The 13,784-nt window shown below is 43.8% G+C and carries 13 protein-coding genes; 9 read left to right on the top strand and 4 right to left on the bottom strand.

Translation table 11 applies throughout. The features are described from left to right. The first annotated feature begins 140 nt into the window (after positions 1–140). Genes NSQ70_RS03370 through NSQ70_RS03385 form a run of 4 tightly spaced genes read left to right on the top strand, consistent with a single transcriptional unit; the run spans position 141 to position 4,125 of the window. Positions 141–1,505 (top strand): aspartate aminotransferase family protein, encoded by a 1,365-nt coding sequence (locus NSQ70_RS03370; protein WP_144667846.1) that lies wholly within the window; start codon positions 141–143, stop codon positions 1,503–1,505. A 12-nt stretch (positions 1,506–1,517) separates the two neighbouring features. Next, the gene (locus NSQ70_RS03375; RefSeq protein ID WP_039168513.1) at positions 1,518–2,204 is read left to right on the top strand and encodes a CoA transferase subunit A; all 687 of its coding nucleotides are present in this window, start codon (positions 1,518–1,520) and stop codon (positions 2,202–2,204) included. After that, on the top strand, positions 2,180–2,845 hold the full coding sequence (locus NSQ70_RS03380; RefSeq protein WP_008344276.1) for a 3-oxoacid CoA-transferase subunit B: 666 nt from the start codon (positions 2,180–2,182) through the stop codon (positions 2,843–2,845). Before NSQ70_RS03375 ends, NSQ70_RS03380 begins: the two co-directional genes overlap by 25 nt. A 14-nt stretch (positions 2,846–2,859) precedes the next feature. Beyond that, a complete protein-coding gene (locus NSQ70_RS03385; protein ID WP_144667849.1) occupies positions 2,860–4,125 on the top strand; it encodes a peptidase in 1,266 nt (421 codons plus the stop codon). Positions 4,126–4,353: 228 nt separating this feature from the next. Here NSQ70_RS03385 and NSQ70_RS03390 read toward each other — a convergent pair whose 3' ends face one another. Continuing rightward, on the bottom strand, positions 4,354–4,575 hold the full coding sequence (locus NSQ70_RS03390) for a DUF2892 domain-containing protein (protein WP_008344274.1): 222 nt from the start codon (positions 4,573–4,575) through the stop codon (positions 4,354–4,356). A gap of 125 nt (positions 4,576–4,700) precedes the next feature. Between NSQ70_RS03390 and NSQ70_RS03395 the strand changes: the two genes are divergently transcribed. Then, on the top strand, positions 4,701–6,443 hold the full coding sequence (locus NSQ70_RS03395) for an adenine deaminase C-terminal domain-containing protein (protein ID WP_024719407.1): 1,743 nt from the start codon (positions 4,701–4,703) through the stop codon (positions 6,441–6,443). Between the two features lie 531 nt (positions 6,444–6,974). After that, a complete protein-coding gene (locus NSQ70_RS03400) occupies positions 6,975–7,289 on the top strand; it encodes a YerC/YecD family TrpR-related protein (RefSeq protein WP_007496879.1) in 315 nt (104 codons plus the stop codon). A gap of 80 nt (positions 7,290–7,369) precedes the next feature. Here NSQ70_RS03400 and NSQ70_RS03405 read toward each other — a convergent pair whose 3' ends face one another. After that, the gene (locus tag NSQ70_RS03405; protein ID WP_041506658.1) at positions 7,370–7,885 is read right to left on the bottom strand and encodes a DUF3916 domain-containing protein; all 516 of its coding nucleotides are present in this window, start codon (positions 7,883–7,885) and stop codon (positions 7,370–7,372) included. 290 nt (positions 7,886–8,175) lie between these two features. Then, complete coding sequence (locus NSQ70_RS03410) at positions 8,176–9,756, bottom strand: FMN-binding glutamate synthase family protein (RefSeq protein ID WP_024719408.1); 1,581 nt, start codon at positions 9,754–9,756, stop codon at positions 8,176–8,178. A gap of 139 nt (positions 9,757–9,895) precedes the next feature. Between NSQ70_RS03410 and NSQ70_RS03415 the strand changes: the two genes are divergently transcribed. After that, positions 9,896–10,126: a hypothetical protein gene (locus NSQ70_RS03415; protein ID WP_017366762.1), complete on the top strand. Its 231-nt coding sequence runs from the start codon at positions 9,896–9,898 to the stop codon at positions 10,124–10,126. Here NSQ70_RS03415 and NSQ70_RS03420 read toward each other — a convergent pair. Next, positions 10,049–10,519, bottom strand: coding sequence for a DUF2283 domain-containing protein (locus tag NSQ70_RS03420; RefSeq protein ID WP_342502449.1), 471 nt, complete (start codon positions 10,517–10,519; stop codon positions 10,049–10,051). The genes NSQ70_RS03415 and NSQ70_RS03420 overlap by 78 nt on opposite strands. A gap of 282 nt (positions 10,520–10,801) precedes the next feature. On the opposite strand from NSQ70_RS03420, the gene NSQ70_RS03425 reads away from it, so the two are divergent. Both NSQ70_RS03425 and pcrA read left to right on the top strand, forming a co-directional pair. Beyond that, positions 10,802–11,494 carry a heptaprenylglyceryl phosphate synthase gene (locus NSQ70_RS03425; protein WP_144667855.1) on the top strand — a complete coding sequence of 231 codons (693 nt, stop codon included), beginning with the start codon at positions 10,802–10,804 and terminating at the stop codon, positions 11,492–11,494. Positions 11,495–11,551: 57 nt separating this feature from the next. Beyond that, positions 11,552–13,774, top strand: a complete 2,223-nt coding sequence (gene pcrA, locus NSQ70_RS03430; protein ID WP_138278189.1) for a DNA helicase PcrA — start codon at positions 11,552–11,554, stop codon at positions 13,772–13,774. Positions 13,775–13,784 lie beyond the last annotated feature (10 nt).

The raw sequence follows: 13,784 nt of genomic DNA on the forward strand, positions 1-13,784 counted from the left end.
ATGTGAAATTCGGGCATATGGCGAATGGAGGATGACTGCCCTCTTGATTAAGCTAATCTTATACCAAGTATACAAAATTTTCTTGCGATTCATGTAAAAAGAAAAGTGCAGCTGCTGACAAGAGAGGGAGGAATGACAAAGTGGAGACCCGGGATTTCTTAATCAAACCGATGTTAAATCAGCAATATCCTGTGGCTGTGAGAGGAGAGGGGATTTATTTATATGATCGGGACGGAAAAAAATATATAGATGGCTCATCAGGGGCAGTCACGGCAAGTATTGGACATGGCATACAAGAGATTATTGAGGCGATGACGGAGCAAGCGAAAAAGGTGAGCTTTACGTACAGGTCACAATTTACGAATGAACCAGCGGAAGAACTAGCATATGAATTGAGTACACTTTGCCCAGGTGATCTGAACTGGTCTTTTTTTGTAGGGAGCGGTTCAGAGGCAACGGAGACTGCTATGAAAATGGCGATTCAGCATTGGCAGGAGCAGGGGAAGACGGAAAAAAATCATATCATCTCAAGATGGATGAGTTACCACGGCATTACATTAGGGGCGCTGTCAATGTCAGGTCATATTGCAAGGAGGGAGCGCTTTGAACCACTGCTTGAAAAGTACCCAGTGCTGTCTCCGCCCTATAGTTACAGGTCATGGCTGCCAAAGGAAGACAGCAAGCAGGTCGAGTGGTATGTCCAGGAATTTAAGACCGTCATCCAGCGTATAGGAAAAGAGAGGATCGCCGCATTGATTGCTGAACCGATTGTTGGCGCAGCGGGAGCGGCGCTCCTGCCGCCAGACGGATATTTCGAAGCGATGAAGCGTGTCTGTGAAGAAAACGACATTTTAATGATCGCAGATGAAGTCATGACGGGCTTTGGACGAACTGGGAAAATGTTTGCGATGGAACACTGGGGCACGGTACCAGATATCATGGTTCTCGGAAAGGGCATGAGCGCAGGTTATTCTCCAATCGCAGCAGTTGTCTCAACGGATCGTGTGATGGCACCGATTATCAGCGGTTCCGGCTCTGTCATGGCAGGGCACACATATAGTGCCAATCCGCTTTCAGCAGCCGTTTCATTAGCGGTCATTCGATATATGAAAAAGCATCAGCTTCCCGAACGGGCTGAACTTTCCGGGCGATATCTGATGAATGCTTTAAAAGATCTGCAAGTAAATCATTCCATCATAGGGGATGTAAGAGGGAAGGGATTGCTTATTGGCATTGAATTTGTCGCAGATCGTTTATCCAAAACGCCATTTCCTGCACATGCTCAGATAACCAATCTCGTCGTTGAAACGGCAAAACAAAATGGACTGCTGGTGTATCCAGCAAGCGCTGGAGAGAATGGAGTTGGAGGCGCAGCGGTTATGATCGCACCGCCGCTTTCCATCACACAGCAGGAAATGGATGAACTGATTGATAAATTCGGCCAGACCATCACACAAGTCGAACAAGAAGTAATCAATCGAGGGTTTTTCCCATCTGCTATGTAAGGAGGAACGAACATGAACAAAACTGTGGGTTTGGATGAAGTGATGACGCGATTAAAAGATGGCATGACCATCATGTTTGGCGGATTTGGTGGCGTGGGTTCACCACCATCGTTGATTGATGCCATTTTGGAAGCAAATATTCAAGATCTGACATTGATCGGAAATGATGCAGGTTTCCCGCAAATTGGTGTGGGCCGGCTCATTACAGAAGGAAGAGTGAAAAAAATCATCGCCTCTCATATCGGCTCAAATCCCATTGCCGGACAGAAAATGCAGGCTGGTACATTAGACGTTCATTTTTATCCGCAGGGCATTCTTGCAGAAAAAATCAGAGCAGGCGGAATGGGGCTGGCGGGCATTGTGACAGATGTTGGGATGGATAGCCTGAATCTCGATGAGAAACAATTGGTTCAATTGAATGGTAAGAATTATATGTTAGAGCCTGCGCTCACAGCGGATATTGCCATCGTCAATGCCTACAAAGCAGATGAAGTGGGAAACCTGATTTTTGATAAAAGCGCACGGAATACAAACCCGATTGTGGCGATGGCAGGAGACTGGACCATTGCGGAGGCAGAAGAAATTGTGGCAGCGGGGCAGCTCGATCCAGAAGAAATCGTGACGCCAGGCGTATTTGTGAATCAAATCGTGCAATCAAAAGGAGTGAACTGGACATGGGCATGGGAGACATCGATTTAAGACACCGCATTGCCAAAAGAGCAGCACAAGAAATTGAAGATGGCATGATTGTGAATCTTGGGATCGGCATTCCGACCCTAGCAGCAGATTACATTCCATCACATTACGAGGTGTGGCTGCATGCAGAAAACGGCATTATGGGGGCAGGAGCCTCGCCTCTGCAAGGGGAAGAAGATCCGAATTTGTGCAATGCCGGTGGTTTTCCCATTACGTTGACAAAGGGCGGCTCGTACATGGACAGTACGACTGCTTTTGGCATCATCCGAAAAGGGATGCTGGATATGACGATTTTGGGTGCACTTGAAGTAAGCAGCCAAGGGGATCTTGCCAATTGGATTGTACCGGGGAAAAGAGTACCGGGTATGGGCGGAGCGATTGAGCTGGCGCAAAAAGCGAAAAAAGTGGTAGTGGTGATGAGCCATCTGGATAAACACGGTCGATCTAAAGTGAAATCTGCTTGTACATTGCCGTTAACCGCTAAAGCGTGTGTCGATTTGATTATTACGGATATGGCGGTCATTGAGGTCAAGTCTCAGCTGCTCATTTTACGTGAAGTCATGCCACCATTTCAGCCGGAAGATGTCATAAGGGCGACTGAAGCGCCATTAATTTTAGCGCCTGATGTCAAATCTGTTGTGTAGAAAGGGTGAACGACTTGCAGCCAATGACACGTATTAGAAACTGGATGAAAGACCATCAGGATGAAGCCATTACGCTTCTTCAGCAAATGGTGCAATGTGACAGCACCCAAGGAAATGAAGAAGACGTGCAGCAGATCGTGGCCAATAAACTGTCCGCCATTGGCTTTGATGTAGACGTTTGGGAAATTGGCGGCGATGAATTACTAGAGCATCCTTATTTTTATTCCCCGCGCCGATTTTTTCATGGGAGTCCCAACGTTGCTGGACGATTGAAAGGAAAAGGTGGCGGCAAATCGATTTTATTAAACGGGCACGTAGATGTGGTTCCGGCAGGAGATACAAATCAATGGACATATCCACCTTACAGCGGGCATATCATAAACGGGAGACTTTATGGACGCGGGGCAACAGATATGAAAGGTGGAAACGTTTCTTTACTCTTTGCGCTTGAGGCACTGCATGCGCTTCAGATTCCCCTGAAAGGAGATGTGGTGTTTCATAGTGTCGTCGAAGAGGAAAGCGGCGGAGCAGGCACACTTGCAGCAATATTGAAAGGGTACACAGCGGATGCTGCCATCATTCCAGAGCCAAGTCATATGAACATTTTTCCGCTTCAGCAAGGATCAAAGTGGTTCAGGCTGCATATTAAAGGAAGGGCAGCTCATGGCGGAACAAGGTATCACGGTGTTTCTGCTATTGAAAAGAGCACGGTGGTCCTTTCTCATATAGTGGCACTAGAAAAAGAAAGAAATCAGCGAGTGACGGAGCCGTTGTTTCAGCATATCCCGATTCCAATTCCAATCAACATTGGGAAAATTCAAGGCGGTGATTGGCCGTCCTCTGTCGCAGATCTTGTCACAATGGAAGGCAGGCTTGGTGTGATGCCAGGTGAGACAGTTGAGCAGGCAGAGAAGGAATTAGAAAATTGGATGACTGGACTCGCTGAAAAGGATGATTGGTTTCAAGAACATCCTGTGGAGGTGGAGTGGTTTGGTGCTAGATGGCTTCCAGGGTCAATCGACTCTGATCACCCGCTTTTAGGTCTATTGAAGGAACAATATGAAGAGGTCATGCAGTACCCGCCAAAGGTGGAAGCCGCCCCTTGGGGGACAGACGGCGGATTACTGTCACAAGCAGCGGATATCCCAATCATTGTGTTTGGACCTGGAACGACAGAGCTTGCCCATTTCCCGAATGAATCTATTGAGATCAAACATGTGATTGAAGCAGCAGAAATCATTGCTGGTACGTTGGTCAAATGGTGCGAAGCAGCGGAATGATTCACACACAAAAAAAAGAAGGCTGTCTACTCAGCCTTCTCCAGCGTGCAGATAAACCCTCGCATTCGTTGTCAGGTCTGTCCGCCGGTGCTCACGAATGTAACATTCGCTCCGCTCCGGTGCTCGCCCTTCCTAGACTTCAAAGGTTTTCATGTCACGCTGAAAGGAAGACAAAGGGCTAAAAGAAAAATCATTTTAGCCCTTTGCCAACAATCTGACGAAGGCTGTCTACTCAGCCTTCTCTTTATGTGTATTCTGCTGTTCACACATATAGGTCACTGGACAAAAACGAAGAATACCAGAGCCCAATTTTAATCCGCCGAGCATGATGCCAAAAAGCAGCATTTTACTCCATGGTTTTCGAGCATATAAGGATCCAGCTACAGTACATATCGTCATTCCGCAGGCAATTCTCATGAGCGCTTCCATTAAGCCAAGATTAGGTTTCATTGCAAGTGATTCTCCTTTTTTAAATTATTTTAAGTGTGATTTCAAGAAATTGTAACGTTTCATTAATGCGTAACGTGGTTCGTTATGTTACGATAGGGCTAATACAAATGAAGGAGAGTATGTGAATGTCCGAACGTACTTTTAATTGGAGAAACAATGACATCCGCACACAAATCGATGTAGTCGACTCAAAAACAGTTCCAACACTCCTTTTAACGAATGGACTCGTGCTAAACCCGTTTTTGAAGCAATGGGTGAAGGCAAATATTTGGATACATGATGATCGAATTGTTTATGTCGGAGCAGAGCTTCCTCAAAATAAATCAGCTAAACGTGTGATTGATTGTGAAGGTAAATACATTGTGCCGGGGTATATTGAACCTCACGCGCATCCGTTCCATATTTATAATCCCCAATCACTTGCAGAATATGTGTCTCAATTTGGCACAACAACGATGGTCAGCGATAACTTATTTCTTCTTTTGCAAAGCAATGAAAAGAAAGCGCTTTCCACTCTGTGTGAATTAAAAAAGCAGCCATTTCAGTACTTCTGGTGGTCCAGATACGATCTTCAAACCGAGGTCAGGTATGAAGATGAGATGCTTCCTATTAACTATCGGAAAGAATGGATTGATCATCCCGACGTCCTTCAAGGCGGCGAATTAACGAGCTGGCCAAGATTAATGGACGGTGATGATCTCATTTTATATTGCATGCAAGAAACGAAGAAGCAGAGAAAACGAATTGAAGGGCATTTCCCTGGGGCTTCTGAGAAAACGCTAACAAAAATGAAGCTGTTTGGAGCGGACAGTGATCATGAAGCAATGAATGCAGACGATGTGCTCAAACGCTTGTCTCTAGGTTATCATGTGTCCTTACGTCATTCTTCCATCCGCCCAGATTTAGTGAACATTTTAAGGGAATTGCATGAGCGTGACTTTAGGCACTACGATCACTTTTTCTATACAACAGATGGATCAGCGCCTCACTTTTATGAAGAAGGCATGATCAATCGTCTCATTTCCATTGCCCTTGAAGAAGGCGTGCCTACTATTGATGCGTACAATATGGCGACTTTTAACATTGCGAAATACTATCAAATTGATGACTTATTAGGCGTGGTCGGTCCTGGCCGATTGGCTTCTTTGAATATTTTAGATGATCCGATGAATCCAAATCCAGAAACGGTGATTTCTAAAGGGGTAATCCTGAAATTAGAGGGGGAGAACCAGCATCAATTCCAAGAGACAAAATGGGAAAATGGTGGGCTTGAACCATTAGATTTAAGCTATGACCTGACAATGAGTGACTTGCAATTCTCAATGCCGCTTGGTGTCAAAATGCGAAATTCTGTCATCATGGAGCCCTATACAGTGGAGATTGATAACTCTGTCAATCAGCTGTCCTGTGACCATGATCAAAGCTTCTTCAGCCTGATTGATCGAAAAGGCGAGTGGCGCGTGAACACAATGTTAAAAGGATTTGCAAACAAGGTGCAAGGGTTTGTCAGCTCATTTTCAACCACTGGTGACATTTTAGTGATTGGGAAAAATAAAGATGATATGATGCTCGCTCATAAGCGAATGAAAGAAATTGGCGGAGGAATCGTGCTCACAGAAAACGGAAAGATTTTGCATGAAATCCCGCTGCAATTATCAGGCTGTGCATCAGCTGAACCGTTTGAAACGGTTCTTCAGCAGGAGCAAACGTTACGCGAGCTACTCATTGAGCGAGGGTATCCATTTGACTGCCCAATTGATACACTTGTCTTTTTCCAAAGCACACACTTGCCGTATATTCGAGTGACACCAAGAGGAATATTTGATGTCATGAAAAAAACTGTACTCTTTCCGTCTATAATGCGTTAAAATATAACAGAGTGGAGCTGTATCATATTTGCTAGATTTCTGACCGCTGTTATAGGGCAGGAGTAAGCAAAAGATCTCTTCGCTGCTAGATATGGTGACAAAGCATAGGGCTTTGACATGACGAATGAAGTGCCCAATTGTAAAATGAATCTGTCGGTTACGCTGGCCGACCAACATATTTTGAATAATTAAGCAAGGCGGGGCGCAGGTTTGTCGTCTCGCCAAGCTTTCTACACATACTGTTTTTTAGGGAAAGACTTAACAGAGCAGAAGTGTTCTAGATATCGGAGACAAACAAGTTTGTCAGATTGTCGCACAAGGAATATGACAAAACTTGTCGAATTTGTTTACGATAAAGAAGCTTCGGCTTACGAAAGAACCTGATGGCATTTTCAGCGTAGAACCAAACCTGTCATGATTCGTTCAAAGCTCATTGCTGAGGTTGAAAAAAATGAGTCAGGAAAGATACCGCTTTCTCGGAAAAGTCAGTGCGGAGCGGTGTGCCAATAGTAAAGGAGAAGATGTATAAAGATGCAAATTGATAAATTAAGGGGCAAAAGCTTAGATCAGCTATTCAACTCCATCTTATCCCTTAAAGACCTGGAAGAATGTTATCGATTTTTTGATGATTTGTGCACCATCAATGAAATCCAATCTTTATCACAGCGTCTTGAAGTAGCGCGTATGCTTCGCGAGGGAAATACGTATCACAAAATTGAGACGGAGACAGGTGCAAGCACTGCAACCATCTCACGAGTCAAACGCTGCTTGAACTACGGAAACGATGCCTATACAATGGCACTTGACCGTGTAGCAGAGCAACAAGCAACGGACGAAACAAAATAAAGCAGCTTTCACTGCAAACATTCTTTATGATTTGTCGTTTTGAAGTTGAACAAGTAAGAGCCATTTCATTTGAAATGGCTCTATTTGATGTCATCAAGTTCTCCCATAAACCATCGTTCACCTTCATAGGACACTTTATCGTCATCAGTGATCACTTCCTTAAAACCGATGGTTCGCATATTTTGTGCAACAGATAAATCCCATTCTTTTTGAATATTTCTCTGATCGGAAAGGGGAAGCCATGTCTGATACTCATCTTGTCTGTTGAAGAAATCTTTCACATAAGAATCCCCTTTAAACACAATGATTTGTGAATGCCATAATCCAGGCAGATCGACTGCGACCACGACACGATATATGTCTCCGTCGTTTGGTTTCAAATCAATGAGATGCTCAGCTCTATTCAATAGAGTTTGAATGCATAGACGTTTGATCTTTTTCGGTGTTCTGTTGGAAGTCATAAAATCATAAGCCGCTGGTAGAGGCAGGTGCCAGTAGTCAGAAACATTCGCCGGAAACGACTGCGTATTTGCGTTCATTTCTTTTATGATCTGTTGAGTCTTTCGTTTCATACCGCGGACCTTTTTTTCACGCATACTCTTTCTCCTTATCAAAGATCTATTAAGTTCTTTATACGTGATTGAGCAAGAATGTCAATGAAAAAAGGTGCGGAAACGCACCTTTTAGATTGAAGACAAAGTGCTGAAATGAACTTTATTTTAGCACTTTGTCTTCTTTTCAGCGTGATAGAAAACCTTTGAAGTCTAGGAAGGACGAGCACCGGAGCAGAGCGAATTTGACATTCGTGAGCACCGAAGCGCAGAACTGACACCGAATGCGAGGGTTTGTCTACACGCTGAAAGGTGCGGAAACGCACCTTTTTAAGCTAGACAGACTGCTCTGTGCCTGAGAACATAGGGACTTCACTTGTCTGGCCGTTTTCTTGTCTAAAAATAATATGTTTTTCGTTAAAATGAATAGGTGATTCAATTCCAGCTGCTGCGCATAAATTAAACAAACCTTCTCTAAGGGACAGGATATAATTGCAGACGCGGTATTTCTTTTCTTCAATGGATAAACCTTTTTGCAGCTTTGGATCTGTGGTGGCAACCCCAACAGGGCATTTATTCGTGTGGCATACTTGCGCGCGAATACAGCCAACCGAGAACATCAAGCCCCGTGCGATATTCACAAAATCTGCTCCCATGGAAAGGGCAATTGCAATTTTATCAGGAGAGAGAAGTTTACCAGACGCAAACAGCTTAAGTTGATCTCGAACCCCATATTTCTTCAAAATTTGATGGACCATCGGCAGTGCGGTGAAAATGGGTAGGCCTGCGGAATCAGCCAGTTCATGAAAGGAAGCACCTGTGCCACCTTCTCCGCCATCCACTGTAATGAAATCAGGATGTTTTCCGCTTTTTTTCATATAGAGAGCAAGCTCCTCGATATCTTCTTTATGTCCAACAACTAGCTTGATTCCAACTGGTTTTCCGCCGATGTTTCGCAGTTGTTCAATAAAATCAAGCATGTCAGGAATGGAGTGAAACATCTCGAACCGGTTCGGACTGTCAATGGATTGGTGTGGCGGCAGTTTACGGATTTGGGCAATTTCTTCTGTGACTTTTTCACCATCAATGTGTCCGCCGCGTGTTTTTGCTCCTTGTGCCAGCTTGAGTTCAAAGGCTTTTACTTCATCATGCTCACTTTTTTTCTTAAACTCTTCAAATGAAAATGCGCCATCCTCTGTTCGAACCCCAAATAAACCAGGCCCAATCTGGCAAATGATATCGGCACCCCCTTTGAGATGGTAAGGCGAAAGCCCGCCTTCACCTGTGTTCATCCACGTACCGCCAGCCATCTTTAATCCTGAGGATAATGCTGTAATGGCCCTGTCGCCTAAAGATCCGTAGCTCATGGCTGACTGACCAATCAGGCCTTTTACACGGAAAGGCTTTTGACATGTGTGCTCGCCTATCACTTGTACATCGTCTTGATGGAGATAGTAAGGTTTTGCTTCGACCTCTTTTGTATGTTCACTTCTTCTCAGTAAATTGTCTTGATCGATCTGATACACTTTTGTTTGGATTTTTTCAGATTGATCGATGCGTAACTCATCTCGCTGCTTTGGAAATAGGACGTTGCGAATATAGTAACCAGGCTTGTCAAAATCACGTTTTGATCCAAAGCCCATTGTCCGGCTTTTGTACTTCCCAGACATGACAGCTTGCTCGTATTCTCTTCTTGAGAAAGGAAGCTCCTCTCGATCATTTAGAAACAGATATTGACGAAGCTCAGGTCCTATTTTTTCAAAAATAAACCGTAGCTTTCCAATGACAGGATAATTTCGTAGGACAGAATGCTCTTCCTGTTTTTCATCTCGCATCCAAATCCAGATGAATAAAATGATTGGTATGATGAAAAAAATCACTAATAATGCGCCAATGACAATGAAAGTTGTTGTCACGAAAATCCCCTCTTTTCTCTATCATTACTGTTGTTATTCCACTTTTCATTGAAAGAGAAACCACTTCAACAGATTGTGACGTTTAGAAATGAAAAGGCGGGGTAACTTACAAATAAGATCATAAGGGGAGGGAACATACATGAATAAGCGTCCGAATGCGTATGTACTTGCAGGATTAGGGGTTGGTGGTGCAGTGTTATTAGCAGTGAAAAATAAACAGCATCTCAAAAAATGGGCAAGCATGTTCCGATCAGATGAAAAGGTTCCTGAAAAAGCTGGTCACCCTGATCCGTTAGATATTCAAGACAACAAGATGGTCGATGAAGGGGCCATGACATCTGTTCATTATTTTAATGAAGTGAGACAATAGTTTAGAAAAACCGTTTTGACCATTCAAAACGGTTTTTTCTTGTCTTTTTTTGATGTGATATCGAAGAGGATCGACAATCGTAAAACCGATCAACCCTTTGTGATCAGGCGTCGAGAAAAGAAATTCAATGCCCGATAAATGATAGGTTGAGAGAACTTCCTGATCCGTAAAACGTAACGAAAGCTCGTCCTCATAAACGGGTGTGTGCTTCAACACCTTGGCTTCTTCTGCAAATAACTCCAGCCCAGCCACTCGGCCCTCTTTGTCGATGTCTACGTTCACACATTCATTCACGTCTAATTCAATGGTTTCTTTGATTGTCCCGATTCGAGGCGGGATGAGATAGATGTATCCGATGTCGATCGTTTGATCATATGTGATGGTTTTTTTCAAATCATTCACCTGCTTGGTCGATAGTAAAATGTTCCTTTCATGTATAATATCATGTGATGAGATGAAGTAGCTCTCATTTCAGTTCAGCATCCATCTATTGATCTCCCTCGGCTCCTCTTGAAGTGGAGCTTTTCATATAGTCTCCATTCACCTCGCCTAAAGTGAAAATCGACTATTTTCAAAAGAATGAAACTTTTAGCTGAAGGAGGTTACCCATTTTTTGCGGTGTCTGATTTTGTTATAATATTTAAATGGAATGAAACGAATGGAGGAACGTTTTTCATGTATGATGTTACCGAGTGGAAGCATGTCTTTAAACTCGATCCAAATAAAGAGATTTCCGATGAACAACTTGAAGCGATTTGTGAATCCGGTACGGATGCCATTTTAATTGGCGGCAGTGACAACGTGACAGAAGACAACGTGCTGCAACTGATGTCAAAGGTGCGCCGCTTTCTTGTGCCATGTGTCCTTGAAATCTCGACACATGAGATGATTGTGCCTGGCTTTGACCTGTATTTTATCCCCACTGTGTTAAACAGCGCTCATCCTGATTGGATTGTTGGTCTGCATAAGGATGCGATGAAGGAATACGGTGATTTGATGTCAATGGAAGAGATTGTCCCGGAAGGATATGTCATCTTAAACGAAGAGTGTAAAGCGGCTAAGCTGACAGAGGCAAATACGGCACTGGATATAGATGACGTAAGGGCATATGCGAGAGTGGCAGAGCACTTGATGAAACTGCCCATCTTTTACTTAGAATACAGCGGGACACTTGGAGACATGGAGCTTGTGAAAGAAACCAAAGCAGTGCTACATGAAACGGTTCTATTTTATGGCGGCGGTATTGAAAGCGAAGAGCAGGCGAAAGACTTTGCACAGCACGCAGACGTTGTCGTAGTGGGAAACGTCATTTATGACAATTTTAAAGAAGCGTTAAAGACAGTCGACGCAGTGAAAAAGTCATCATAGTCAAACAAGACGAAACGGGTTAAAATAGAACATAAGTTCGAATTGGCGGTGAATGAAATGAATGAAATATCGAATCATCTATTAGAAGGGCTGAATGACGCGCAGAAAGAAGCGGTCAAAGCAACAGACGGGCCGCTGCTACTGATGGCAGGAGCAGGTAGTGGAAAAACACGAGTGCTCACGCATCGAATTGCGTATTTAATGGCAGAAAAGCATGTGGCACCGTGGAATATTTTAGCGATTACCTTTACAAATAAAGCAGCAAGAGAAATGCGTGAGCGTGTACAAGCCATTTTAGGGCCTGGTGCGGATGACATTTGGATCTCTACGTTCCACAGCATGTGTGTGCGCATTTTACGACGCGATATTGACCGTATTGGTGTGAATCGCAACTTTTCTATATTAGACACATCTGATCAGCTTTCAGTCATTAAAAACATTTTAAAAGAACGAAATATCGATCCTAAAAAGTTTGATCCACGTAGCATTTTAGGTTCAATCAGTAGTGCAAAAAACGAACTCATTGACGCAGAGGAATACGCAAAAACAGCCGGTGACTTTTACGATCAAGTCGTCAGCGACGTCTACACAGATTATCAAAAACGATTACTCAAAAACCAATCACTCGATTTTGATGATCTTATTATGATGACGATTCGTCTGTTTGAGCGGATCCCTGAAGTATTAGAACACTATCAGCGAAAATTCCAATACATTCATGTCGATGAGTATCAGGATACAAACAGAGCGCAGTACATGCTTGTGAAATTGCTCGCTCAGCGTTTTCAAAATATATGTGTGGTCGGTGACTCGGATCAGTCTATCTATCGCTGGCGTGGAGCGGATATTACAAACATTCTTTCCTTTGAAAAAGATTATCCGTCCAGTGAAGTGATTTTGCTTGAGCAAAATTACAGATCGACTAAACGTATTCTGAATGCCGCAAACACGGTCATTCAAAACAATTCAAACCGTAAGCCAAAAAACCTTTGGACAGAAAATGACGAAGGAGCGAAGATTGCCTATTACCGTGCAGATAATGAATTCGGTGAAGGTCAATTTGTCGCTGGCAAGATTCGTCAGCTCCATCAGAGCGGCAAGCGTAAGTTATCTGATTTTGCGATCCTCTATCGAACGAACGCTCAGTCACGTGTCATAGAGGAAACGTTAATGAAGGCGAACATTCAATACAACATCGTCGGCGGCACGAAGTTCTATGACAGAAAAGAGATCAAGGACATTTTGGCTTACTTACGCCTTGTGTCAAATCCAGATGACGACATTAGTTTTGCGCGCATTGTCAACGTACCAAAGCGTGGAATTGGGGCGACTTCTGTTGATAAAATTGCCGCATACGCAGAAATGAATGATCTCTCTATGTTTGAAGCACTTGGTCAGGTGGATTTCATTGGACTCAGTGCAAGAGCAGCCAATGCACTTGATGAGTTCAAACAGCTCATTGACCAAATGACAAACATGCAGGATTATTTATCTGTCACTGAATTAACGGAAGAGATCCTAGAGAAAACAGGTTACCGTGAAGCGCTGAAGATTGAAAAAACGATTGAAGCACAAAGCCGTTTAGAAAATATTGACGAGTTTCTATCGGTCACTAAAAACTTTGAAGAACAAAATGAAGATAAATCACTTGTCACCTTCCTGACAGACCTCGCCCTCGTCGCAGACATTGATAAGCTGGATGAGGCTGAGGAAGAAGATCAGGATGCGGTCATTTTAATGACCCTCCACGCAGCAAAAGGACTTGAATTCCCTGTTGTGTTCTTAATGGGAATGGAAGAAGGCGTCTTCCCGCACAGCCGTTCACTAATGGAAGATGCCGAGATGGAAGAAGAGCGCCGTCTTGCTTATGTAGGGATCACACGGGCCGAAGAAGAGCTTTATTTATCAAGTGCGAAGATGAGAACGTTATTCGGCCGGACGAACATGAATATGGAATCACGATTTATCAGAGAAATACCAGCTGATTTATTGGACAACCTAAATGAGAAAAAAGAAACGAAAACACCGTTTGGCCAAACGAGAGAAAGACCGCAAAGACGAGGGCCTGTCTCACGTCCCCAAACGCAAACCATTCAAAACACAGGCGGCGGCAGCATTGGCTGGGCTGTCGGTGATAAAGCCGCTCATAAAAAATGGGGCGTTGGCACGGTTGTGAGTGTAAAAGGTAGTGGGGATAGTACAGAGCTTGATATTGCCTTCCCAAGCCCTACAGGCATTAAGCGTCTCCTTGCCGCATTTGCGCCAATCGAAAAGCAATAAACTGATAGGA

It is taken from the genome of Bacillus sp. FSL R5-0397, assembly GCF_038593395.1.
Classification (GTDB): domain Bacteria; phylum Bacillota; class Bacilli; order Bacillales; family Bacillaceae; genus Bacillus; species Bacillus altitudinis.